The following is a 22,838-nucleotide window of genomic DNA, read 5'->3' as shown; positions in this document are numbered from 1 at the left end:
GGCGGCACCGGCGTTGACGCCGGCGCACCGATACAGGGCTCGGTCCGTGATGACGTCGACGTTGGTGCCGGCGCGCATCGATACCGGGCTCGGTGCTGGCGGCGGTACCGGCGTTGGTGCTGATGCGCGTCGGTACGGGGATCGGTTGGCGGTGGTGAAGGCATTGGTGGTGGGGCTGGCGTCGGCGTTGCTGCTTGCGGTCGCCTGCGGGAGGCTTTTCGGTGGCCTTGTTGTCGGCGGGCTATCGGTAGGTTTGCTCGATCCCGGTGAGGGTGTACGTGGTCACTTGCCCAGGAGGTTGTGAAGCACACGTCATGGCGGCGTCGATGGTGGTCGTTCCCGCAGTCAACGTCACCACGTAGAGCCCGGCGTCCGCGTCGGCGTTGGCGCTTGGGATGTCGCTGGCTTCGGTGTTGGCGTTGGCGTTTGTCTGCGGGGTGTCGCTGGCGTTGGTGCTGCCGCTGTCGGGGGTCCGGTCGCTGGCGTCGGTGTCTTCGTCTGGCTGCTTGCTGTAGCGGATGTCTGCAGTGGCGCTGTTGTCGGTCTCTGCGTCTGCTCTGGCGTGGGCATTGGTAGCGGAGTTGGTGCTGGCGTGGGCATTGGTAGCGGCGTTGGTGGTGGCATTGGTAGCGGCGTTGGTGGTGGCGCTCGTGCTCGCGCTGGTGTTGTTGGTGGTTAGGTGGATTTGCCAGGTGGTGGGGGTGGGGTGGAGGACCTGGACTGGGAGTAGGGCGTTTACGGAGAGGGGGGCGCCGGTGGAGCGGGCGAAGTGTTGGGCTGCTTGGATTGGGGGTGGGTGGGCGCCTGAGCCTCGGAGGTACTTCGGTACGACGAGGCCTTCGTTGTACTGGGCGGCCAGCTCGACGGCTTCGGTGCTGGGGACGTGGCCGTAGAAGAGGCTGTGGGGGAGGAAGACGAGGTTGGCGGCGAAGCGGTCGCCGCCTACATGGCTGCATTCCCAGGTGCGGTCGGGGAAGGCGTTCGAGAGGGCGGCGGCGGCTGGGCGGCCGCGGATGGCGCAGCAGGCGTCGTGGCGGCCGTGGGTGCAGATGAGGTAGATCGGGTCGGTGCTGGGGGTGCCTGGGTCGCGGCCGGCTAGGACGTTCAAGAGGTGCTCGTCGGTGGGGAGTTCGCCCCAGCGGACGGATTCTTGCCCGGGGCGGCTGTCCACCAGCGCCCAGCGCCGGGCAGTACTGCGGTCCTGCCGGCCGTGGCGCCTGATGAGCACTGGTCGGATCCCCGCTGCCGCACACAACCGCGCAACCTCAGCAGCCAGCCCACCCGCACCAAGCTCCGCACCAGCCGCACCCACCGGTACCGGACCTACTGCAGGGGGTTGGGGTGTAGCCAGGTCCCCCGCCGCTGAGTCATCCGCCGCTAGGCCACCCGCTGTGGGACCGGGTGCTGTTGGAGCGGCAGCCGTTGGGTTGGTCGCTGGTGGAGTGGGGGTTAGGGCGGTTAGGGCTTGGCGGGGCCAGGGGGCTCTGTGTTCTATCAGGAGCCAGCGGGTGGCGGGTGGGGCGCTGGCAGTTAGGGGGTCGCCGCGGTGTTCCGCTGCGGCGGCGCATCTGAGGCCTAGGGCTTCGGCGAGGTCCTCAGCTGTCTTCACGGGGGCTCTGTACTACGAGGACTGCTTCGGTCAGGAGGCGGCGGACCAGGACCAAACAATCTGCCTCGTCCATCGGGAGGTCGGCTACCTTGACGTCGGTACCTGAGCACAGGGCCGCCACGGCGGTATAGGTTGCCTTGGGCAAGGAGATGGTGCGGTCGGCGAGTTGGAGCCGGACTGGGTCGCCGTCGACCAGGTGGAAGCGCAGGCCGGGTCGTAGGCGGACCGTAGTACCGGGCTCTAGGGCGGCTATGGCGGCGGCGTGGGCCAGCGGGGGTAGTGGGGCTGGGCGGTTGCCGGACCAGGTGCGGCGGCGCAGACGTGGGGCTAGGTCATCTGGGGTGGTTTGCTCTATCCGCTTGGTCAGCAACGCCGTCACCTCTTCCAGGACTCCGGCTAGTTGCGATGGGTCACCGGGGTCGAAGCCGAGGGGCAGTGCGGCACGGAGGGCTGGTTCGTCTGCTGCCAGAGCTGCGAGCTCCTGGACCAGCAGGTAGCGCGTCATGGTGTGGAGGCCGACGGTTAGGTGAGCACTGACGCCACCGAGCGCCTTGGCCGAGTGGAGGAAGCCGCGGGGGACGTAGAGCGCGTCGCCGGGGCGTAGTACACCGTCGATCACCGGGGCGCGGTCGCGGGCTGCTGCTGCGACTGCTTGCGAGTGCTCGGTCCAGGGCTGGTTGCGGAGGGGGTCGACGTGGACTGGCTCGTGTACGGTCCAGTGCTTCTCGCCTGCAACCTGCAGTACGAAGACGTCGTGGACGTCGTAGTGGGCGGAGAAGCCCTGGGACTCCGCCGGGGTGATGTAGGCGTTGATCTGTACCGGGTGCCTGGCGTCGGAGGACAGCTGGGTCGCGAAGTCGACCAGTGCCGGCCAGGTGCGGTGTAGAGCCTGCAGTACTACGGTGTGGCCGCTGGCGAAGAGCGCAGCTACCTTGTCGTCGCGGATCTGGTCGCCGATCTCCGCGCCGACACCGGCAGGGCCGGTGAACTGGCTGTCGCCGACGACTGTGCCGTTCTTGGCGATGCGCAGGAACGGAGTGCGGAGGCCGCGGCGGGAGAGGAGTTCGTCGGCGGCCTGCAGGCTGAACAGGTCGCTGTAGTCGCCGCTGTGTGAGAGCAGCGCGCGGGCACCCCAGTAGGAGCGGCCGAACTCGTCAAGGTCGAGTTCGCCGCCTACACAGCGCCGGAGAGCCGGGCGCCCTTCCGGAAGCCACCCGCTCTCCGGCACTGGGCTCATCAACTTGAGAAGTTCCCGCCGGTACCGCCGTCAGCACCACCATCGGCTCCGCCATCAGCACCACTGGGGTTGGCACCGCCATCGGCAGGACCCTCGCCACCGGCGCCGCCATCCGCTCCGCCGTCCGTCGCGCCCGGCGACGCGCCGCCATCGGCGGGTCCCTCAGCACCACTGTCGGCACCACCGTCTGCACCGCCATCACTGACACCCGAGGAAGCGCCGCCATCGGCCGGGCCTTCAGCGCCGCTGTCGGCACCCCCATCTGCGCCACCGTCACTGACACCCGAGGAAGCGCCGCCATCGGCAAGCCCCTCGGCACCGCCGTCCGCACCGCCGTCGGTTCCGCCGCCTACGGCTCCGCCGTCTGCAGGGCCTTCGCCGGCGCCGGCATCAGCACCGCCGTCCGCGCCACCATCCTGGCCGCCGAGCGTTGCGCCGCCGTCGGCGAAGCCCTCGCCCTCGGCGTTTCCGGGCAGCCCGGAGCCGCTCGACGAGGTGTTGCCGCCACCGTCAGCGCCGCCATCGGTTGCGCCACTGGACGCACCACCGTCGGCCGGCCCCTCGCTGTCGGCCGACGAGGTCGTCATGTCGTCGTCGCTCAAACCCATGATGCTGCTCCCTTCGAAATACCCGGAGTGTTCTGTCGCCCATCTTGTGCGCAAAGTAGACCGGGCCTAAACCCTTGAGCGCGTTACAACGAGCACTCGGTTCCACAGCGATCAGCCGATCAACCGAGCACGTCCTGCCAGACCTTCAGAAAAGCGTCCGTGACCGTCTCCGGCCGCACCGCGATCCGCAACCAGTCCGGACCCAACCCAGGGAACGTGTCGCCCCGCCGTACGGCGAAACCACGATCCCGCAACTGCTCCCGTATTACCGCAGCACCCGCCACATGCACCAGCACAAACGGCCCACGGGCCACCCCGTACGTCGAAACAGCAGCCGTACACCTGAGACCTGAAAGCAGATGAGCCCGCTGCCGATCCAGATCAGCAGCCGCTTGCGCCGCCTCCGCCAAAGCCCGCTCGTTGCTGCAAGCAATCGCCGCAGCCAGCGCAGGAGTGGACACGGGCCACTGCGACTGCACCGCCGCCAACTGCTCGATCAGCCCCGGCGCCGCCACGACATACCCGACCCGAAGCCCAGCCAGCCCCCAGGTCTTGGTCAGACTCCGTACCACCACCAGCCCGGGAATCGACGCCCCCACCAGCGACTCCGGTTCACCCGGTACGGCGTCCATGAACGCCTCGTCGACGACCAGGATGCGGTCAGGGCGAGCGAGTTCGCGGAGCTCATCGGCACTGTGCAGGATCGACGTCGGGTTGGTCGGATTGCCGATGACGACCAGGTCCGCGTCGGAAGGCACCGCGCGGGGATCCAGGGCGAACCCCGTCTCCGGCCCCAGGATCACCCGATCGACCAGATGGCCGGCTGACCTCAAAGCAGCCTCGGGCTCGGTGAACTGCGGATGTACGACGACCGGGTGCCGCGGCCGGAAGGCCCGAGCGATCAGCACGAAGGCCTCGGCAGCACCCGCGGTGAGCAGGATCTGCGACGGGTCACGACGATGCCGCGCCGCCACAGCCGCGAGCGCCGCGTCCTGGCGTGGGTACGCCGCCAGGTCGGTCAGGCTCGCGCCGACCTCCTCGACCAGCCAGCCGGGCGGCGTACCGGCCCGGACGTTGACCGCGAGATCGACCAGGCCATGCCCGACCTCGAGATCGCCATGGTGGTCGAGGTCGAAATCATCGCGCCGCTGCGTCACAGCAGGAGGCTAGCTCGCTTGTCCGGACTTTGGGCGGTTGATCTCAGGAAACCTAGCGCGAAGAGACTGTGAAGCGCCGGTTCTGCAGGGACGGGTTGCGCCGTCGGGTCTCGGCCAGCCGGTCCGCGGAGATCTCCGCCACCGCGATCCCGTCCGCCTCGCCGACGGCCGCGACGGCGATGCCCTGTGGGTCGATGATCTGGCTCAGCCCGCAGTACTTCTTCCCGTTCTGGGCGGCCGCGGCGACATAACAGGTGTTCTCGATGGCGCGAGCCGTCAGCAGCGTGGTCCAGTGGTGCTCCTTGAGCGGTCCCCGCACCCAAGCAGCCGGTACTACGAACACCTCCGCCCCCGCGTCGACCAGCGCCCGCGACAACTCGGGGAACCGCAGGTCGTAGCAAGTCATCAGCCCGAGCTTCTGCCCGGCGACCTGGACGACCACCGGCGCGACGTCGCCCGGGGTCAGCTGGTCGGACTCGCGATAGCCGAAGGCGTCGTACAGGTGGATCTTGCGGTACGCGCCGAGCAGGTCGCCGTCCGCGCCGACCGCGAGCAGGGTGTTGTACGGCCGGGCCTCGTCGCAGCTCCGCTCGAACATGCCCGCCACGATCGCGACGCCGTGCTCGGCCGCGACCTTGCGCAGCGTGCTGACGAAGTCTCCGTCGAGCGCCTCGGCCAGATCGCCGACCGAACCGCCCTCGGTCGCGAAGTCCGCCATCATCGCCTCAGGCAGTACGACGAGATCGGGCCGGCCGGCCGCCGCCTCGGCGACGAGTCGCGTCACCAGGTCGCGGTTGGCGGCCTTGTCGTGCGAGCTGGCGGTCTGCACCACGGCGATCTTCACCCCTCCATGGTGCCAGGAATCCGACCGGAGCAGGCGGGGGCGGGGCAGACTGGAGGGGTGGAATTCGATGCGGTGGTGCTGGCTGGGGGTGGGTCTACACGGTTTGGTGGGGTGGACAAGGCGCTGCTGGTGCTGGATGGGGTGGCGTTGCTGGATCGGGTGCTGGCGGCAACGACCGGCGCGGCGTCGACGGTCGTGGTCGGGCCTGAGCGTGGGGTTGGCCGGCCAGTGGATTGGACGACGGAGGATCCCCCGAGCGGTGGGCCGGTCGCGGGCATCGCAGCCGGGCTCGCTGTCGGACTGGCGCCCACAGTCGTCCTGCTGTCGTGCGACCTGCCTTGGATCACGGCCGACGAGGTCAAGCTGTTGGTCGACGGTGTCGGGGAGCATGACGGGTTCGGGCTGCTCGACACGAGCGGTCGGGAGCAATGGCTGGCTGCCGCGTACCGGCGTACGGCGCTGGTCGAGGCGTTGAAGCGGATCGGCGATCCGCGGAACAAGTCGGTCAGGCGGCTCTTCCTCGGGCTGGACCTCGCCTGGTCCGCACCCACCCGAGCCGCCGACGACGTCGACTCCTGGGCCGACCTCGACGACTAATTCCTTCGACACCAGCCATCCCGCGCCCTACCTTGGCGGCAATGGATGTCGCCGCGATGGTTGAGAAGGCCTGCCCGGGTAGTTCGATCGAAGAGGTGGTCGAGAGGTCCGGCGGCCAGCTGAGTAAGGTCTTCGAGGTACGCCGAACCGCGGCCGAGCCGGTGATCGTCAAGATCTACGAGCCGGAGTGGGCCTGGAAGCAGGCCAAGGAAGTCCATGTCTACGGGCTGCTGCAGGAGCACCTGCGCGAGTCGGTGCCAAGAGTTCTGCACGCCGAGCCCGGCGAGCCGGCCTTCACCGTGCTGACCAAGCTCGACGGCGTGCCGTTGTCGGAGGCTGAGCCACCGGACTGGAAGAGCATCTACGTCCAGCTCGGCGAGTTGCTCCAGCGAATACACCGCATTCCACAACCGGCGTACGGATATCTCACCGACGAGGTGCTCGAGCCAGTGCCGGACAACGACGCCTACATGCGTCGCCAGTTCACCAAGAAACTCAAAGAGTTCGACGAACTCGAAGGCGACAAGCAGCTAGGCGGAGAGATCGCCCGGTACGTCGAAGAGCACGCGCACCTCTTCAGCGCCAACACGGCACCAACCCTTTGCCACAACGACTTCCACGAGGGCAACGTGCTCGTGGATCCGGCGACCTGGCAGGTGCAGGGATTCATCGACGTGGAGAATGCGATCGCCGCCGACCCGCTGATGGACCTCGCCAAGACCGAGTGCTACTCGATCTGGGGCAACGCCGACAAGCTCGCCGGTCTCGTCGAGGGGTACGGCGACCTTCCCTCCGACTGGCGCCCGCGGATGACGCTCTACCGCCTCTACCATTCACTGGAACTCTGGGACTGGTTCAAGTCGATAGGCACCGTCGATCCACTCGACAGCATTGCCGGGGACATGGCCAAGATCGTCGGCTGAGCCAGTACGGTGGCAGACATGCGAGCTGTCGTTTGTGAGGGTGCCGGTGGCGTCGAGGTCCTGACGATCGGTGAGATCGAGGATCCGACCCCTGCCGTCGACGAGGTCGTCATCAACGTGGTCGCCGCCGGGGTGAACCGGGCGGACCTGCTCCAGCGGCAGGGGCACTACCCGCCGCCTCCGGGCGCACCCGGCACGATCGGGCTCGAGGTGTCGGGCACCATCGCGGCGGTCGGCGCGGAGGTCGAGGGCTGGTCGGTCGGTGACGAGTGCTGCGCGCTGCTCGCCGGGGGTGGGTACGCCGAGAAGGTCGTCGTACCGGCTCCGCAGGTGATGCCCGTACCTGAGGGCGTCGACCTGGTGAGCGCGGCCGCGCTACCCGAGGTGGTCGCGACGGTGTGGTCGAACGTGTTCATGACCGCGCACCTCAAGGAGGGCGAGACCCTGCTCGTGCACGGCGGCTCTTCCGGGATCGGCACGATGGCGATCCAGCTCGGAGTCGCGCACGGCGCGCGGGTGCTCTGCACGGTCGGCAGCAAGGAGAAGATGGACTTCTGCCACCGGCTCGGCGCCGAGGTCGCGATCAACTACCGGGAAGCCGAGTGGGCCTCGGTGGTCAACGAGGCGACGGGCAAGGCCGGCGCCGACGTGATCCTCGACATCATGGGCGCGAAGTACCTGCAGGACAACCTGAAGACCCTCGCGTACGACGGCCGGCTGGTGGTGATCGGGATGCAGGGCGGCACCAAGGGCGAGCTGGACCTCGGGCGGCTGATGTCGAGGCGTGGCTCTGTCACCGGTACCGGTCTGCGGGTCCGCTCGGTGGCCGAGAAGGGGCAGATCCTGGCCGAGGTGGTCGGGCACGTCTGGCCGCTCGTCGCCGCCAAGAAGGTGCGCCCGGTGATCCAGCGCACCTATCCCCTGGAGGCGGTCGCTCAGGCGCACGAGGCGCTTGAGCAGTCCAACCACATCGGCAAGATCCTGCTCACCATCTGAGGCCCAACGGCTCCCCGGTCGGGGAGCCTACTCGGCGGCGGGGAAGTTCGCGGCCAGCCAGTCCGGGTCCGGGGCGACCAGCTGGATGACGTCGATCCAGGTGCCCTCGGGGTCGCGGACGAAGAAGTGCCGCTGGCCCCAGACCTCGGTGACCACCTCGGTCTCCAGCGTCACGCCCGCCTCGACCAGCGCCGCGGCCAGCCGATCGGCGTCCTCGACGATGAAACCGAAGACGTTGCCGCTCTCGGTGAGCGCCGAGACGGCGGCCGGCACCGACTCGTGGCCGCGTTCGGTGATGGCCAGCTCCCAGTCCGCCTCGGCCCGCCGCAAAGTGATGAACCAGCCGATGTCGAGGGTGATCTTCAGGTCGAAGTGCCGCTCGTAGAACGCGGCGACCTCGGCCGGGCGGGCGGTGACCACCGTCGCGCCGAATGCTGCGGGCTGCATAGAACTCCTCACTGACGTCGGTCGTTTTGAAGGCTGAACGTTAGCGCCACCAGAGGGCCTGTTGACCGGGACATACCGAGTATGCATACTCGGTATCTATGTCGATCAAGCACGGTTTGCTGGCGTTGCTCAGGCCGGAGCCGAAGTACGGGTACCAGCTGCGCGGCGAGTTCGAGGCGGCCACCAACTCGACCTGGCCGCTGAACATCGGGCAGGTCTACACGACCCTGACCCGGCTCGAACGCGACGGTCTGGTCCAGGCCAGCGCCGACCAGGACGACGACGGCAGGTCGCTGTACGAGATCACACAGGCCGGCCGGGACGAGCTGGCGAAGTGGTTCGAGACGCCGGTGACCCGGGAGTCGCGGCCGCGGGACGAGCTGGCGATCAAGCTCGCGCTGGCGCTCGCCGTACCGGGGATCGACGTGACGGCGGTGCTGCAGCGGCAGCGCGCCGCGACCATGCAGTCGATGCAGGAGCTGACCCGGCTCAAGCGCGGCAGCCGCGACGGCGAGATCTCCTGGCTGCTGGTGCTGGAGTCGATGATCTTCGGCGCTGAGGCCGAGATCCGCTGGCTGGACCACTGCGAGGCGATGCTCTCCCGGCACCGGAGGTCCGCGACGCCCACCACGCAGGCGATCCAAGAGGAAGACCAACAGGCGGGGGCCAACCGATGAGCACGATCCTCGACATTCGCAACCTCACCCGGGTGCACGGTACCGGCGAGCAGGCCGTGCACGCGCTGCGCGGCGTCGACCTGGCGGTGGCCTCCGGTGAGCTCGTCGCCGTGATGGGCCCGTCCGGCTCGGGCAAGTCCACTCTGCTGACCTGCGCCGGCGGCCTCGACCGGCCGACCAGCGGCGAGATCCTGGTCGACGGCAACGACCTGGCCACCTTGAGCGCCAAGGCGGTCGCCGCCCTGCGCCGGCACCGGATCGGGTACGTCTTCCAGGACTTCAACCTGATCCCGGCCCTGACCGCCGCCGAGAACGTGATGCTGCCGCTCGAACTGGACGGCACCCGCGCCCGTACCGCCCGCAAGTTCGCCGACACCGCGCTGACGGAGGTGGGCATCGCGGAGCTGGCCGACCGGTTTCCCGACGAGATGTCCGGTGGACAGCGTCAACGCGTCGCGATCGCCCGGGCCATCGTCGGCGACCGTCGCATCCTGCTCGCCGACGAACCCACCGGCGCCCTCGACTCCGAGACCGGCGAGGCGGTCCTCCAGCTCCTCCGCGATCGCTGTGACCAGCACGGCATCGCCGGCGTCCTCGTCACCCACGACGCCCGGCACGCCGCCTGGGCCGATCGAGTCGTCTACCTGCGTGATGGTGTCCTGGTAGGCCAGGCGGGTCCGCTCCCCGAGGTCGACATCCTGCTGGAAACGCACTGATGGCCGGCTGGGGACCCCCACTCCGGATCGCCCGTCGAACCGCCCGGCGTTCCTTGGGGAGGACCCTGCTGGTCGCCGCGCTGATCGGCGTACCGGTGTTCGCGGCGTCGTGGATCGGGCTGATGGACAAGGCCCAGAGCCCGACCGGCGAGACGCTGGCCCGGACCACGATCGGCTCGGCGGACGCGCAGCTCACCGTCGCGGCGTACGCGAAGCTCAATCCGTGGCCGGCCCGCCCGAGTCTGATGACCGGCGACCCGGGGATGCTGGCGGGCACCGAGCAGCAGCCACGCGACACCAGCAAGGTCGATCCGCTGCCCTTCCTGCCGGCGGGGAGTACGACAGCCCGGGCGATGAAAGAGGCCGGTCAGGTCGACGTCCACGGACCAGGGGCCGACACGTCGGTCCAGCTGGTCACCGGCGACGGCCGGAGCAAGCTGACCGCCGGCACCTTCAGGCTCGACAGTGGACAGCTGCCCGGCAAGTCCACCGAGGTCGCGGTCTCTCCCTCGCTGGCGAAATACCTCGGACTCGTGGACGACGGCAAGCTGAAAGCCGACGCCACGCTGACTGCGGCGAGCGGCCGGAAGTACCAGGTCGTCGGTCTGGCCCGCACCTTCACCAATCCCAGCCTGCGCACGATCTTCGGTACTCCGGACACGCCACTGGCGACCCCGGATCCGAACAATCCGATCGTCTACCTCGCCGACCTCCCCGACGGCACCGACGCCGACGCCTTGAGCGACAGGCTTCTCGGCAACGGCCTCGCGTTGTTGCCGAGGGCAAACATCGTCGACCCGCCACCGGACCCGTACGGCGGCGGCTCGACCGACGCCGGTGCGGTCGCGGTGATGGCGCTGGTGACGGGCTTCGGCATCCTGGAGATCGTCCTGCTCGCCGGTACCGCGTTCGCCGTCATCGCCCGTCGTCAGACCCGCGACCTCGGACTCGTCACCGCGGCCGGCGGGACACCACGCGACATCCGGCGGATCGTCTTGGCGCAGGGCATCTTCATGGGAGCCGTCGGCGCGGGCGGCGGCCTGCTGCTCGCGATCCTCGCGGCACTTGCCGGACGGCCGCTGTGGGAGAAGATGCTGTCGACGCTGATCGTCAGCAACGAGATCCCGTGGCTCAGCCTGGTACCGATCGCGGCCCTGGGATTGCTGGCCGGTCTTGCGGCGGCGATCGTGCCCGCGATCAGTGCTGGACGGCAGACGCCGCTGGCCGCACTCAGCGGTCGATTCGCCGCGGCCGGTGGAGTGGTCAGACTGCGCAAGCCGGCGATCGGGCTGGTCGCCATCGGTGTGCTCTGCACGATCATCGGCAGCATCTGGATGTCGAGGGAACTCGAGGAGGCCCGGCGTCAGATGGCCGCTCAGGCCGAGCAGTACCGGGCGACCGTGACCCCGACCGAGCCGATCGCGCTGGTACTGCTGGGCATCACCGCAACGATCGTCGGTCTGGTCTGGTTGCTGCCGAATCTGGTCGCCAAGCTGGCCGGGTTCGCCCGATTCCTGCCACTCAGCGGGCGGCTCGCACTGCGCGACGCGGCCCGGCACCGGCATCGCACCGGGCCTGCCGCGGCCGCCATCATGATGTCGGTCGGAGCGACCGCGGCGATCGCCTTCGCGATCTCCAACTCGATCGCGGCCGACGCCGTGGACTACATCCCCGAAAGCCTGCCCGGTGACGCCGTCGTGCGTTTCTCGCCCGGTGGCCTCACCTACTCCCCGGTGACCGTGCAGCGAGTGGCCGACGTACTGCCGGTCGAGAACACCTACGAGATCGGCCAGATCATCCAGACGGGCCAGCAACGCAACGGGCCCTACATCCCCACGCTCGCGGTGGTCACACCGCCGACGGAGACCCAGTCCGGCTACAGCTTGATGGCCGTCGACCCGGCGTACATCGCGCGTTTCCCCGGCTACGGCCCACAAGCCGCCGCGGCCTTGCGGGCCGGCAAGATCGTGCTCCCCTCGCCCGTGGGCATCAAGGGCGGAACCGTCCCGGTAAGTTCGGACGGCGACCCCGAGAGCAAGTCGGCCATAACCATGCCGGCGACCTCGGTTTCTTCGGCTCCGAAGATCGCTCAGCTGTCCACCTCGGCGCTGATCAGCACGGAAGCAGCCAAGAAGCTCGGCGCCGTCGATCCGTACCTGGCGGTCTATCAACTCAAGCGCGAGCCGACCGGCGACGAGCTCGACGCGGTGGCGAAGCTGCTCGGGCATGACGACTACGTGCATGTGGAGAAGGGCTACGAGAGCCCGGCGCGACTTTGGTTCCTCGGGCTGATGGCCGCGGCGACCATCGTCACGCTGCTCGGGGTGGCCATCTCGGTCTCGTTGTCCGCGGCGGAGGGGCGCGCAGACCTCGCGACCCTCGCCGCGATCGGCGCACAGCCACGGCGTCGGCGGAACCTGGCCGCCGCGCAGGCATGGGTGCTGGGTGAGCTGGGATGCCTGCTGGGCGTGGGAGTGGGCGCTTTGTACGGCTACACGGCTCACGCGGCCTTCGGGTCACCGCACTTCATGATCCCCTGGCGGGAGATCGGAGGCATCGTGATCCTGGTACCGCTGTTCGCGGGCTTGCTGGCCTGGCTGCTGACCAGGTCCCGGCTGCCGATGGTCAGCCGGGTCGACTAGTACGCCGTACGCCTTGTTGCCTTAAGCACCTATCTGGCGATCCTGGCCAGATCGGGATGGGCGACCGGGTGCAGCGGCGTACTCGTCACCCGCCACTGGCCGCACGAACAGCGTTGGTAGCTCAGCAATCCCTCGCTCACGGGATGCGACGACTCGACGTGCCAGCGATGCCGGTGGACTTCAGCTGTGGTGGTCATGGGTCCATCGTGCTGTAATGGCATTGTGCATCTCAACCCTTACGGCGCGGACGCGGTCCTGCTGGCCGTCAATCTGGTCACCAACCCGGCTTCGACGGCGGTGGAGCTGGCCGAACGTTGCGAGGAGAGCGGCGTCGAGAGCCGGCTGGTCCGAGCCCGACGCGTGACGTCCGCCGACCTCGCGGCAGTACGGGTCGCACTGGATGAGTGGCTGGAGGTCGTGGACGCGCCCGACGAGGAGAGCCGGGTGCGGTTGATGAACGCGATGCTGGCGAAGTACACCGAGCATCCCCGGCTGACCAACCACGCCGGCGACGGCTGGCACATGCATTACCGGCCTGACGGCGTACCGGTCGGACGACTGGTCGCGACGCTGATCAGCACCGGTACTGCGCTGCACCTGGCCGGCCGCGGGATGTCCAGGCTCGGCCGCTGCGCCGCGAACGGCTGCGACAACGTGTATGCCGACCTGTCCCGAGGCGGCCGTCAGCGCTATTGCAGCCCTGCGTGTGCGAACCGTGACGCGGTGCGAAGGCATCGCTCCAAGGCCTCCTGAAGCCGTCGAACGCCCACACCTAGGATGGGCGCATGAGTGAAAGCAGCGGCGAGAACCAGGGCGAGCGGGAAGTACAGATGACCGGCGCCCAGACCGAGGACGGCAAGATCCTGATCGTCGGTCCGGACGGCATGGCCGTCGAAGGGCCGCCGCGCGACCGCAGCGACGAGCAGGACAACGAGCCGCGCTCGGTGACCGAGCTGGTCGAGCAGCCGGCCAAGGTGATGCGGGTCGCGAACATGATCCGGCAGCTGCTCGACGAGGTGAAGGCGGCGCCGCTCGACGAGGCGTCGCGCAACCAGCTGCGAGCGATCCACGAGGCGTCGATCAAGGAGCTGGAGAGCGGCCTGGCGCCGGAGCTGGTCGAGGAGCTCGAGCGGCTGAGCCTCGACTTCACCGAGGACAGCACGCCGACCGAGGCGGAGCTGCGGATCGCGCAGGCCCAGCTGGTGGGATGGCTGGAGGGTTTGTTCCACGGAATCCAGACCGCGCTGTTCGCCCAGCAGATGGCGGCCCGCCAGCAGCTGGAGCAGATGCGCCGTGCCCTCCCGGGCGGCCAGGGAATGCCTGCCCCCGAAGAGGGTTCGCCCTTCCCCGGCCCGCCGCAGCCCGGCACGACGGACGGGCCAGGCAGCGGAGGCATGTACCTCTAGCTCACTGGGACCTCTAGCTCACTGGAGGTTGAAGAGTTCTTCGAGGACGGTGGCGACACCGTCCTCGTCGTTTGCGGGGCAGACGACGTCGACCATGGCCAGTACGTCGGCGTGCGCGTTGGCCACCCCGTACGACGTACCGGCCCAGGCGAGCATCGGCAGATCGTTCAGCGAGTCGCCGAACGCGATCGACTCGTCGGCCGTGATCCCCAGCCCGGCAGCGAATTCGGCCAGCATCGCCGCCTTCGAGACCCCGCTCGCCGAGATCTCCACCAGGCTGGTTCCACCGCTGTGGCTGGCCGTCACCCGGGTACCGACCAGTGGACCGATGGTGGCCAGCAGGTCGTCGGAATGCCTGCTGGGATGGCGAACCAGCAGCTTCGCGGCCGGTTCGGACAGCAGCTCGTCGAGCTGCGCGACCAACGTGTCCTCGGGTTTCGGCCACCGATTGAGATAGTGCGGTTCCTGTCCGTAACGGTCGGTCCGCTCGATCGCGAACTCGACCTCCGGCAGCTCGGCCCGGATCGCCAGCGCGACCTCCAGCAGGATCGCCGGATCGATCAGCGCGGTCCGGATCGCCTTGCGGCCAACGACGTCGTACAGAATGGCGCCGTTGGCAACGATCGCGACACCGTGCGCGCCGACCAGGTCGGTCAGGTCGTGCAGCCAGCGCGGCGGCCGGGCAGTCACCATCACGAACTGGGCGCCGGCTTCTGCACCGCGAGCACCGCCGCCTTCGTCCGCGGCGAGATCGAATGATCACTGTGTACTAAGGTTCCGTCAAGATCGGTCGCGACCAGACGGGGTGGGCGGACTGCTTCGGGGATCGGCACCGGACCACGGTAACTTCTTGCGACCGAGTCGCCTATACCTCTTCGGCAGACTCGGGCGCAACCATTTGGACATGGCTATTCCTGCAATCTGATTGACCGTTGAACAACGTCATCAGACCGTTACGGCAGGAAGCTGCAAAGGCAGCCAGTTCCCCTGCGCAGCAGGGTTTCGGCGTGATTTCATGCGGTGGCGAGCGGGGAACCGGGGGCGATTCAACCGCGTCCCAGTCCTGTTCCGGATCACCGTCCGGTGCAGCCCCACTCCGGTAAACACCGTCGACATATCGATGTGGAATTGGGTGCAACCAAATCCACGTCCACAGCGTCAACAGTTATGGATCGGTGCGTCCCGCGCCGGGACGACAGGGGTGGGTCGGCAACAGATCGGTCCATCAGCTAGTGGGCTCGGTGTTCGAACGTCATTCATCGTTCGTTCACTCGGGTCCTGGAACTTGGGGAGCCACGATGATCGTCAACAGCGCCAAGATAGCGGGGCAAGGGAGCAGCGGCTCTCGTGCGGCTGTCGACACATCTTCCATCCTGGAAGGGACGATGACCGGCTGCACCGCACGCACGGACATCTTCCAGCACCGTTTGATGGAAGAGCCGCCGCCCGCGTCGGCGACCCGGCGGACCCGGGAACGCTATGACCAGCTGGTCCGGGAGGCCAAGGCAGTCTGCGCGTCCTGCCCGCTGTTCACCGACTGCCTGTTCAGCGCCGTCGCGCAGCACGATGTCAGCGGCTTCGTCGCGGGCACCACGGCCGCGCAGCGCCGCTCGATGCGCAACCTGCTGGACGTCGAGGTCCAGGCAGACGACTTCGACCAGCTGGCCGGAGCGCGGGGCACGCGCCGGCCGGTCAGCCACGAAGAGGTCCTGCGGCTGCGCACGCAGTACCCCAACGACAGCCTGGAATCTCTTGCCATGCGGCTGGGATGCTCGCTGTCGACCGTCAAGCGCCACCTGCGCAGGGCCCGCCGGGGACAGAGCCCGGCGATCAAGGCCCCGCAGGCCCGCCCGGAGGTCAGCGCCGTCCTGGACGCGTTCGACGCCGTGGTGGACCGCCCTTGCCAGTCACCTCGTCCCGGTACCACCCGCGTCGCCTGATCTGATACTCGGCCCGCCAGCGGACTATCAGTCATCAAAAAGCCCGTGGCTCCTGCTACCGCAGGTGCCACGGGCTTTTTCAGTTGTCGCGTGAAACTATCTCCGCCGGCTATTTCATTCAGCTCGAACAGTTCTCACCTGAGCTTCAGAAATAACGGTTGAGCACCGCCGCGACACCGTCGTCGCTGACCGACTTGGTGACTTCGTCCGCTTTCACCTTGACCTCGTCGGGCGCCGAACCCATCGCGACGCCGAGGCCGGCGTAGACGAGCATCTCGATGTCGTTGCGGCCATCGCCCAGCGCGAGCAGATCGTCGGCTTCCAGCCCGTACTGCGCCAGCGCGACCTTCAGCCCGGTGCTCTTGTCGACGCCCTCCGGCGCGATGTCGAGCCACGCCGTCCAGCCGACGAAGTAGCCGACCCCGTGCAGGCCCAGACGCTCGGCGAGCTGGACGAAGTCGCTCTCGGACTGCTCGGGGTCACGGATGATCAACCGGGTCACCGGGGCCGGCGCCAGCTCGGCGTCACTCACCACGCGGATCGTCGCGGAGGAACCCAGATCGCCCTCGGGGAAGGGCTCGGTGACCAGGTAGCTGCCGTCGAACTCCTCCACCGCCATCCGGGCGTTGGGCGCGTGCTCGCGGACCGAGGCGATCACCGTCGTCGGATCGAAGGTGCGCTCGTCCACCACCTCACCGGAGGGGAACCGCAGCGTCCGCGCACCGTTGCTGGAGACAACGAATCCGTCCGGCAGGCCGAGCGTTTCGGCCACCGGCTTGGTGGTCTGCCACGACCGGCCCGTGCACAGGATGACCGGTACCTGCGCGGCGGTCCGGCGGACCGCGTCGACCACGGCAGGCGAGAGCCGCTCGTCGTGGTCGATCAGGGTGCCGTCGATGTCGAGGGCAACGGCCTTCGGCCGCCAGCCGTCCGTCATTTGCCCACCGGTTCGAGGACCTCTCGGCCACCGACGTACGGGCGGAGTGCTGCCGGGACGCGGACTGAGCCATCCGCCTGCTGGTGCGTCTCGAGGATCGCGACCAGCCAGCGGGTGGTGGCCAGGGTGCCGTTCAGCGTGGCTACCGGACGTGGCTTGCCGTCCGCGTCGCGGTGCCGGATGTTCAGCCGGCGGGCCTGGAAGTCGGTGCAGTTCGAGGTGGAGGTGAGCTCGCGGTACGCGCCCTGGGTCGGCACCCAGGCCTCGCAGTCGAACTTCCGGTACGCCGAGGCGCCCAGGTCACCCGTCGCGGTGTCGATCACCCGGTAGGCCAGCTCCATCTTGTCCAGCATCTCCTTCTCCCAGCCGAGCAGCCGCTGGTGCTCCGCGGCGGCGTCTTCCAGGCTGCAGTAGGAGAACATCTCGACCTTGTCGAACTGGTGGACACGGATGATCCCGCGGGTGTCCTTCCCGTACGAACCCGCCTCGCGGCGATAGCAGGACGACCAGCCGGCGTACCGGATCGGGCCGGCGGAGACGTCGAGGATCTCGTCCATGTGGTACCCGGCCAGCGGGACTTCCGAAGTACCGACCAGGTAGAGCTCGGGCTCCTCCAGGCGGTAGACGTCGTCGTGGGCGTTCAGGTATCCCGTACCGCCCATCACCTCGGGCTTGACCAGGGTCGGCGTGATCATCGGGGTGAAGCCGTTCTCCACCGCCTGGGCGATGGCCAGCTGGAGCATGCCGAGCTGGAGCAGCGCGCCGACGCCCTTGAGGAAGTAGAACCGGGCGCCGGAGACCTTCGCGCCGCGCTCCATGTCGATCGCGCCGAGCAGCTCGCCCAGCTCGAGGTGGTCGCGGGGCTCGAAGCCCTCGGCGGCGAAGTCGCGCGGCTTGCCGATCTCCTCGATGACGGTGAAGTCCTTCTCGCCGCCGACCGGGGCCTCGTCGGAGACCAGGTTCGGCAGCTTGCCGGCCAGCTCGTCGAAGCGCGTCTCCGCCTCCGCGGCGGCGGCCTCGTTGGCCTTCACCTCGGCGGCAAGGGCCTTGGTGCGCTCGAGCAGCGCGGTGCGCTCGTCGCCCTTGGCCTGCGCGACCTGCTTGCCGAGGCCCTTCTGCTCCGAGCGCAACGACTCGAACGCCGCGATGGACGATCGACGATCACCGTCGGCCGCCAGGACCTGGTCGACCAGGTCGGTACTCTCGCCACGCTTGGTCAGGGACGCGCGGACGACATCGGGGTTCTCACGGAGCAATTTGGCATCGATCACTCCCGAAGGGTATCGGGGCGTGTCAGCGGCGGCGAAGTGTATTCGGGATGATGAGCTGGGGCCAGCTCGTCTACTAGGGGGAAATCAGCGGCGATGAACCATCACCCACCGACTCATGTTGGCCGTGCGCTGACGGTCGTCCTGGGTGCGCTGCCGTTCACCGTGGTGACCCTGCTGGTGTTCGGGGACTGGCCACCTTTGCGGCGGTGGGACGAGTCGGTCGCCTCGCGCGTGGCGGCGTACGGCGCGACTCATCCGAGCGTGGTGGACGTCTGGCAGGTCATCGGCGCGGTGATCCTGCCGTGGACCTCGCGCGCGGTGATCCTGGTGGTCGCCATCTACCTGTGGCACCGTCGCGCCCGGCTGCTGACCGTCTGGCTGATCGTCTCCGCCGGCGCCGAGCTGGGGCTGGTCCAGGCGGTCGAGCACATCTTCGAGCGGCCGCGGCCGGCTCAGATGCTGGTCGAGTCCGGCGGCTGGTCGTACGTCGCCGGGCACGCCACCGCCGCCTTCGTGATGGCCGGTGCGCTCGGGGTGGTGCTGCCGTCGGTCCGCGGCTGGCGACGGCGCTTCCGGCTGCTGGTGACGCTGCCGACGATCGCGGTGGTCTGGATCGCGTCCGTGGACCGGGTCGCGCTGAACCTGCACTGGGTGTCGGACGTGCTCGGCGGCTGGGCGCTCGGGCTGGCGATCCTGACGGCGACCTCGATCGGGTTCGGGCTGCGGCCGGGGCTGCGGCGACGCCGGCGGCGGCTCCCGTCGGACGGCAACGGTACGTCGGTACCGCCGCGGGCCGCGGTCATCGTCAACCCGATCAAGGTCGGCGACGGGGTGGCGTTCCGGCGCAAGGTGACCCGGGCGCTCGCGGTCCGCGGGTTCGACGACCCGCTCTGGCTGGAGACGCGGGAGGACGATCCGGGCAACGCGATGGCCAAGCGGGCGATCGAGAACGAGTCGGACCTCATCCTGGTCGCGGGCGGCGACGGTACGGTACGGGTCGTTTGCGCGGCGTTGTCGGGTACCGGCATACCGGTGGGTGTGATCCCGGCCGGCACGGGGAACCTGCTGGCCCGGAATCTGCACATCCCGCTCGATCTGGATGACGCGTTGGAGCGGATCCTGGACGGGCGGGACCGGCGGATCGACCTGGTCAAGGTGTCCGGTGACGGGCTGGACACGGACCACTTCGCGGTGATGGCGGGGCTCGGGCTCGATGCCGCGATCATCACCGGGGCGCCGCCGATCCTCAAGGCGCAGATCGGCTGGACGGCGTACCTGGTCTCGGCGGCGAAGAACATCAACCACCCGTCGGTGAAGATCCGGATCGTGCTGGACGACGAGGAGCCGATGGAGCGCCGGGTGCGGACCGTGGTGGTCGGCAACGTGGGGATGCTGCAGGCGAACATCCCGCTGCTGCCGGACGCGCGGCCGGACGACGGGCTGATCGACGTGGTGGTGATCGCGCCGCGGCGGGTGACGCAGTGGCCGCTGGTGTTCTGGCGGGTGATGACGCGGACCAAGCGCACCGAGATGTACCTGGAGCGCTTCACCGGCCGCAAGGTGGAGATCACCGCCGCTGTCGACGTCCAGCGCCAACTAGACGGCGACGGCATCGGCCCCGGCCGAACCCTCACCGCCGAGGTAGAACCCGGCTCCCTGGTAGTCCGAGTCCCCAAACGCCGCTAACTCCTCACTCCCACACCCCTCGCTCCCACACCACTCACGCCCACACCACTCACGCCCCCACCGCTCACGCCCGCGCCGCTCGTGCGACTTTGAGCACCCATCAGGCACTCGCGTCGCGATCCAGTGACTGCTGGGTGCTCAAAGTGGACGCGCTGGCTGAGTCCATCGCGACTTTGGGCACCCGCTGGTCGCTCTACTCGCGAGTTGGTGACTGGTGGGTGCTCAAAGTGGACGCGCTGGCCGAGCCCATCGCGACTTTGGGCACCCGCTGGTCGCTCTACTCGCGAGTTGGTGACTGGTGGGTGCTCAAAGTGGGTGTCTTGACGTAGGGGTGGGGAAGGGGGCGGAGCGGAGGGGGGTCAGGCGGGTTCTGGGGTTTCGCGGGGTTGGGCGGCTTCTTTGCGGAGGGTTTCGAGGGCTTCTTGTTCCTCCGGCGACAGCTTGGCGTCGCTTTCGAAGGACTTGACCTCTTTGGCGTACGAGCGGGCGTCGTTGCGGCTGTTGATCGAGGTGAGGACGACGCCGTCGCCCTTGTCGTCGAGCAGCGCCATCGACCAGGACAGGCGGCCGCCCATGTCGCCGTACGCGTCGTACCTGACGACCGCGAGGTGCTGCAGCGTCTCGCGGAGCTCGCTGCGGGCGTCCTCCAGCTCCTTGCTCAGCCGCCGGAGCTCGGACTTGACCGTGCCCGGCTTGGCCTCGGACTGAGCCGGCTGGGGCTCTGTCTGGGACTGGGGCTGGGTCGTGGGCTGCGGGGTGGCGGGCAGCTTGGTCGCGGTCTTGGGCGTGCCGGACTGCGCCCTCAGCGCCTGGATGGCGAACACGAGGGCGAGCACCGCCACGAACAGAGCGGCGATCCCGAATGCAGCGGCTAACGTCGAAGACACGCACCGCAGCCTAATGGCTGCGTGGCCGAGCGGCTGCGCTGCGTTGCTCTGCGGGGTCCGAATCGGGCGAATCGCGGTCGGGCACGTAGATTCGCAGGGTGACTCATTTGCCTGACCCCAGCCACAGCAACAGCACCGGCGGCGGCCCGCTGCCCGGAGTACACGACCTCGGCTATGCACGCCTCGACACTGACCGCCTGGATCGTACGGGTGACGCCGAGGTGGTCTACGGCGCCGGGAAGACACCTGAGCAGGTTGTAGAGCTCCTGCGTACCCTGCACGCGACGCACCCGGGCCACGCCGTCCTGGCGACCCGCCTGACCGTCGAGGCGCAGGACGCGGTCACCTCCGCCCTGCCGGAGGCAGTAGTCGACCCAGTGGGCCGTACTGCGGTACTGGGCGCTGCGCCCGTACTGCGCGGGACGGTGGCGGTCGTAGCAGCCGGTACTTCGGATGCGCCGGTGGCGGCCGAGGCTGCCACGACTGTGGGGGTGTTCGGGGCCAACGTGGACCTGATCACGGATGTCGGCGTGGCCGGTCTGCACCGGATCATGAGCGCTCGTGAGCGGCTGGACGCGGCCGACTGCCTTATCGTGGTCGCCGGGATGGAAGGCGCTCTGCCGAGTGTTGTCGGCGGGCTGGTGGGGGTGCCGCTGGTCGCAGTACCGACATCTGTTGGGTATGGGGCTTCGTTCGGTGGAGTCGCGGCGTTGCTCGGGATGCTCAACTCGTGTGCGCCTGGCGTGACCGTGGTGAACATCGACAACGGCTTCGGGGCCGGCGTCTTCGCGGCCCGGGTCGCGCGGCGCGCTGCGCCCGCTGAGGTGAAGTCGCAGTGAGAATCGCCTGGATCGACTGCGCGGCCGGCGCCTCTGGCGACATGCTCCTAGGCGCCTTCTTGTCCGCCGGAGCCGACCTCGAGGTAGTCAACGCGGCGGTCGCCGCTGTAGACCCTTCCCTCTCCATCACAGTCGAACGGACCACCCGGCACCAGATCGCCGCCACCAAAGCCTCGGTCCGAGTCTCCGGCGAACTCCACCCTGAGAACTTCCCGGACCTGGCGCCGGCTAACGCCGGCGCTTCGGATCAGGCGGAGGGCCGGAGCACGCCCGAGCGGGCGGCGGCCGGGACCGAGCACAGCGAGCACGAGGCCGGGCACGGGCATCGCCACGCTGATGACGGCGAGCACGAGCCCGGGCACGGGCATGGCCACGCTGATGACGGCGAGCACGGGCATGGGCACGCGGGAGGGGGTGGCGGGCATACGCGGACTTGGGCTGAGGTTCGGCGGTTGATTGAAGCTGCTGGATTGGCTGAGGCGGTGCGGGATCGGGCTCTCGACACGTTCGCTCGGTTGGCTCGGGCTGAGGGGGCGGCTCATGGGGTGGAGCCTGATGAGGTGCACTTTCATGAGGTGGGGGCGTTGGATGCGATTGCGGACATCGTCGGGGTTGCCGCGGCTTCGGTTGCGTTGGAGTTGGATCGGATAGTTGTTTCGACCATCGCGCTGGGGGGTGGGCGGCAGGTTCGGGGGCAGCATGGGGGGATTCCGGTGCCTGGGCCTGCGGTGCTGGCGTTGTTGAGTGAGGCGGAAGCGCCTGTGGTCGGGGGCACGGCGCCGTACGAGATGACTACGCCGACCGGGGCGGCGCTGCTCGCCTCGCTGGCGGACGAGTTCGGGCTGTTGCCGGCGATGCGGATCCAGCAGACCGGCATCGGCGCGGGCGGGCGGGACCCGGTCGAGGTACCGAACATCGTCCGGGTGATCGTCGGCGACGCGCTCGATCGGCCGGCCAGCGAACTCGTCTACGAGACCAACGTCGACGACCTCGACCCGCGGATCTGGCCGCAGGTGCTCGCCCGGCTGATGGAGGCCGGCGCGGCGGACGCCTGGCTGACTCCGATCCTGATGAAGAAGGGCCGGCCGGCGCACACGCTGTCGGTCCTGGTCGGCGGCGCGAATGCCGAGGAGGTCCGCTCGGTGATCCTGTCCGAGACGTCGGCGATCGGGCTGCGCGAGTCGACGATCCGCAAGCATGCGGCCGACCGCGAGTTCGCCAGCGTCGAGGTCGAGGGCCAGCGCATCCACGTCAAGATCGCCCGGTACGGCGGTCAGGTGGTCAACGTGCAACCCGAGTACGACGACGTCGCCGCGGCCGCCGCGGTACTGAAAAAGCCGATCAAGTCCGTCCTCGCCAAAGCCATCGCCGCCGGCCACGAACTCTGGAGCTAACGCCCGAAGGTTGTTGGCGCCGAGC

23 protein-coding genes and 1 pseudogene are annotated in these 22,838 nt (G+C 68.7%); 13 read left to right on the top strand and 11 right to left on the bottom strand.

Annotated elements, in window-relative coordinates; translation table 11 throughout:
- Positions 1–241: 241 nt before the first annotated feature.
- The 5 genes from ACIA12_RS21985 to ACIA12_RS21965 form a co-directional block, all read right to left on the bottom strand.
- Positions 242–1,228: a sucrase ferredoxin gene (locus ACIA12_RS21985; RefSeq protein ID WP_396368891.1), complete on the bottom strand. Its 987-nt coding sequence runs from the start codon at positions 1,226–1,228 to the stop codon at positions 242–244.
- Between the two features lie 367 nt (positions 1,229–1,595).
- Positions 1,596–2,846, bottom strand: coding sequence for a cupin domain-containing protein (locus tag ACIA12_RS21980; RefSeq protein ID WP_396368890.1), 1,251 nt, complete (start codon positions 2,844–2,846; stop codon positions 1,596–1,598).
- Positions 2,846–3,454: a BatC protein gene (locus ACIA12_RS21975; protein ID WP_396368889.1), complete on the bottom strand. Its 609-nt coding sequence runs from the start codon at positions 3,452–3,454 to the stop codon at positions 2,846–2,848. The genes ACIA12_RS21980 and ACIA12_RS21975 overlap by 1 nt, the downstream gene beginning before the upstream one ends.
- A 119-nt stretch (positions 3,455–3,573) precedes the next feature.
- Complete coding sequence (gene cobC, locus ACIA12_RS21970; protein ID WP_396368888.1) at positions 3,574–4,611, bottom strand: Rv2231c family pyridoxal phosphate-dependent protein CobC; 1,038 nt, start codon at positions 4,609–4,611, stop codon at positions 3,574–3,576.
- Positions 4,612–4,663: 52 nt separating this feature from the next.
- Positions 4,664–5,455, bottom strand: a complete 792-nt coding sequence (locus tag ACIA12_RS21965; RefSeq protein ID WP_396368887.1) for a carbon-nitrogen hydrolase family protein — start codon at positions 5,453–5,455, stop codon at positions 4,664–4,666.
- Between the two features lie 57 nt (positions 5,456–5,512).
- On the opposite strand from ACIA12_RS21965, the gene ACIA12_RS21960 reads away from it, so the two are divergent.
- Genes ACIA12_RS21960 through ACIA12_RS21950 form a run of 3 tightly spaced genes read left to right on the top strand, consistent with a single transcriptional unit; the run spans position 5,513 to position 7,971 of the window.
- Complete coding sequence (locus ACIA12_RS21960; protein ID WP_396368886.1) at positions 5,513–6,052, top strand: molybdenum cofactor guanylyltransferase; 540 nt, start codon at positions 5,513–5,515, stop codon at positions 6,050–6,052.
- A 41-nt stretch (positions 6,053–6,093) separates the two neighbouring features.
- Positions 6,094–6,975, top strand: coding sequence for a phosphotransferase family protein (locus ACIA12_RS21955; RefSeq protein ID WP_396368885.1), 882 nt, complete (start codon positions 6,094–6,096; stop codon positions 6,973–6,975).
- A gap of 18 nt (positions 6,976–6,993) precedes the next feature.
- Positions 6,994–7,971 (top strand): NAD(P)H-quinone oxidoreductase, encoded by a 978-nt coding sequence (locus tag ACIA12_RS21950; RefSeq protein ID WP_396368884.1) that lies wholly within the window; start codon positions 6,994–6,996, stop codon positions 7,969–7,971.
- A gap of 27 nt (positions 7,972–7,998) precedes the next feature.
- Here ACIA12_RS21950 and ACIA12_RS21945 read toward each other — a convergent pair whose 3' ends face one another.
- Complete coding sequence (locus ACIA12_RS21945) at positions 7,999–8,418, bottom strand: VOC family protein (protein ID WP_396368883.1); 420 nt, start codon at positions 8,416–8,418, stop codon at positions 7,999–8,001.
- 98 nt (positions 8,419–8,516) lie between these two features.
- Between ACIA12_RS21945 and ACIA12_RS21940 the strand changes: the two genes are divergently transcribed.
- From ACIA12_RS21940 to ACIA12_RS21930, 3 genes are read left to right on the top strand one after another with little or no spacing between them, the layout of a single operon-like run.
- Complete coding sequence (locus ACIA12_RS21940) at positions 8,517–9,095, top strand: PadR family transcriptional regulator (protein ID WP_396368882.1); 579 nt, start codon at positions 8,517–8,519, stop codon at positions 9,093–9,095.
- Positions 9,092–9,811, top strand: coding sequence for an ABC transporter ATP-binding protein (locus ACIA12_RS21935; RefSeq protein WP_396368881.1), 720 nt, complete (start codon positions 9,092–9,094; stop codon positions 9,809–9,811). Before ACIA12_RS21940 ends, ACIA12_RS21935 begins: the two co-directional genes overlap by 4 nt.
- Positions 9,811–12,453 (top strand): FtsX-like permease family protein, encoded by a 2,643-nt coding sequence (locus tag ACIA12_RS21930; RefSeq protein WP_396368880.1) that lies wholly within the window; start codon positions 9,811–9,813, stop codon positions 12,451–12,453. The genes ACIA12_RS21935 and ACIA12_RS21930 overlap by 1 nt, the downstream gene beginning before the upstream one ends.
- A gap of 29 nt (positions 12,454–12,482) precedes the next feature.
- Here ACIA12_RS21930 and ACIA12_RS21925 read toward each other — a convergent pair whose 3' ends face one another.
- Complete coding sequence (locus tag ACIA12_RS21925; RefSeq protein WP_396368879.1) at positions 12,483–12,650, bottom strand: hypothetical protein; 168 nt, start codon at positions 12,648–12,650, stop codon at positions 12,483–12,485.
- A gap of 25 nt (positions 12,651–12,675) precedes the next feature.
- On the opposite strand from ACIA12_RS21925, the gene ACIA12_RS21920 reads away from it, so the two are divergent.
- Together ACIA12_RS21920 and ACIA12_RS21915 are read left to right on the top strand one after the other, a co-directional pair.
- Positions 12,676–13,206, top strand: a complete 531-nt coding sequence (locus tag ACIA12_RS21920; protein ID WP_396368878.1) for a CGNR zinc finger domain-containing protein — start codon at positions 12,676–12,678, stop codon at positions 13,204–13,206.
- 32 nt (positions 13,207–13,238) lie between these two features.
- A complete protein-coding gene (locus tag ACIA12_RS21915) occupies positions 13,239–13,859 on the top strand; it encodes a bacterial proteasome activator family protein (RefSeq protein WP_396368877.1) in 621 nt (206 codons plus the stop codon).
- An 18-nt stretch (positions 13,860–13,877) separates the two neighbouring features.
- Here ACIA12_RS21915 and ACIA12_RS21910 read toward each other — a convergent pair.
- Positions 13,878–14,692 (bottom strand): annotated as a pseudogene (locus ACIA12_RS21910) (HAD family hydrolase).
- A 465-nt stretch (positions 14,693–15,157) separates the two neighbouring features.
- Here ACIA12_RS21910 and ACIA12_RS21905 point away from each other — a divergent pair.
- The gene (locus ACIA12_RS21905) at positions 15,158–15,799 is read left to right on the top strand and encodes a WhiB family transcriptional regulator (protein WP_396368876.1); all 642 of its coding nucleotides are present in this window, start codon (positions 15,158–15,160) and stop codon (positions 15,797–15,799) included.
- Positions 15,800–15,944: 145 nt separating this feature from the next.
- Here ACIA12_RS21905 and ACIA12_RS21900 read toward each other — a convergent pair whose 3' ends face one another.
- On the bottom strand, positions 15,945–16,736 hold the full coding sequence (locus tag ACIA12_RS21900; RefSeq protein WP_396368875.1) for an HAD family hydrolase: 792 nt from the start codon (positions 16,734–16,736) through the stop codon (positions 15,945–15,947).
- The gene (gene serS / locus ACIA12_RS21895) at positions 16,733–18,007 is read right to left on the bottom strand and encodes a serine--tRNA ligase (protein ID WP_396368874.1); all 1,275 of its coding nucleotides are present in this window, start codon (positions 18,005–18,007) and stop codon (positions 16,733–16,735) included. Before serS ends, ACIA12_RS21900 begins: the two co-directional genes overlap by 4 nt.
- Before the next feature lie 93 nt (positions 18,008–18,100).
- Between serS and ACIA12_RS21890 the strand changes: the two genes are divergently transcribed.
- Together ACIA12_RS21890 and ACIA12_RS21885 are read left to right on the top strand one after the other, a co-directional pair.
- Positions 18,101–19,693 (top strand): diacylglycerol kinase family protein, encoded by a 1,593-nt coding sequence (locus ACIA12_RS21890; RefSeq protein WP_396368873.1) that lies wholly within the window; start codon positions 18,101–18,103, stop codon positions 19,691–19,693.
- 143 nt (positions 19,694–19,836) lie between these two features.
- Positions 19,837–20,022, top strand: a complete 186-nt coding sequence (locus ACIA12_RS21885; protein WP_396368872.1) for a hypothetical protein — start codon at positions 19,837–19,839, stop codon at positions 20,020–20,022.
- Positions 20,023–20,052: 30 nt separating this feature from the next.
- Here ACIA12_RS21885 and ACIA12_RS21880 read toward each other — a convergent pair whose 3' ends face one another.
- The gene (locus ACIA12_RS21880; RefSeq protein ID WP_396368871.1) at positions 20,053–20,580 is read right to left on the bottom strand and encodes a DUF4446 family protein; all 528 of its coding nucleotides are present in this window, start codon (positions 20,578–20,580) and stop codon (positions 20,053–20,055) included.
- 98 nt (positions 20,581–20,678) lie between these two features.
- Here ACIA12_RS21880 and larB point away from each other — a divergent pair, with 98 nt between their 5' ends.
- Positions 20,679–21,419: a nickel pincer cofactor biosynthesis protein LarB gene (larB, locus tag ACIA12_RS21875; protein WP_396368870.1), complete on the top strand. Its 741-nt coding sequence runs from the start codon at positions 20,679–20,681 to the stop codon at positions 21,417–21,419.
- Complete coding sequence (larC, locus tag ACIA12_RS21870; protein ID WP_396368869.1) at positions 21,416–22,813, top strand: nickel pincer cofactor biosynthesis protein LarC; 1,398 nt, start codon at positions 21,416–21,418, stop codon at positions 22,811–22,813. The genes larB and larC overlap by 4 nt, the downstream gene beginning before the upstream one ends.
- Positions 22,814–22,838 lie beyond the last annotated feature (25 nt).

The organism is Kribbella sp. NPDC051620, assembly GCF_044453825.1.
Classification (GTDB): Bacteria; Actinomycetota; Actinomycetes; order Propionibacteriales; family Kribbellaceae; genus Kribbella.
This window is presented reverse-complemented; position numbering and strand designations above follow the sequence as displayed.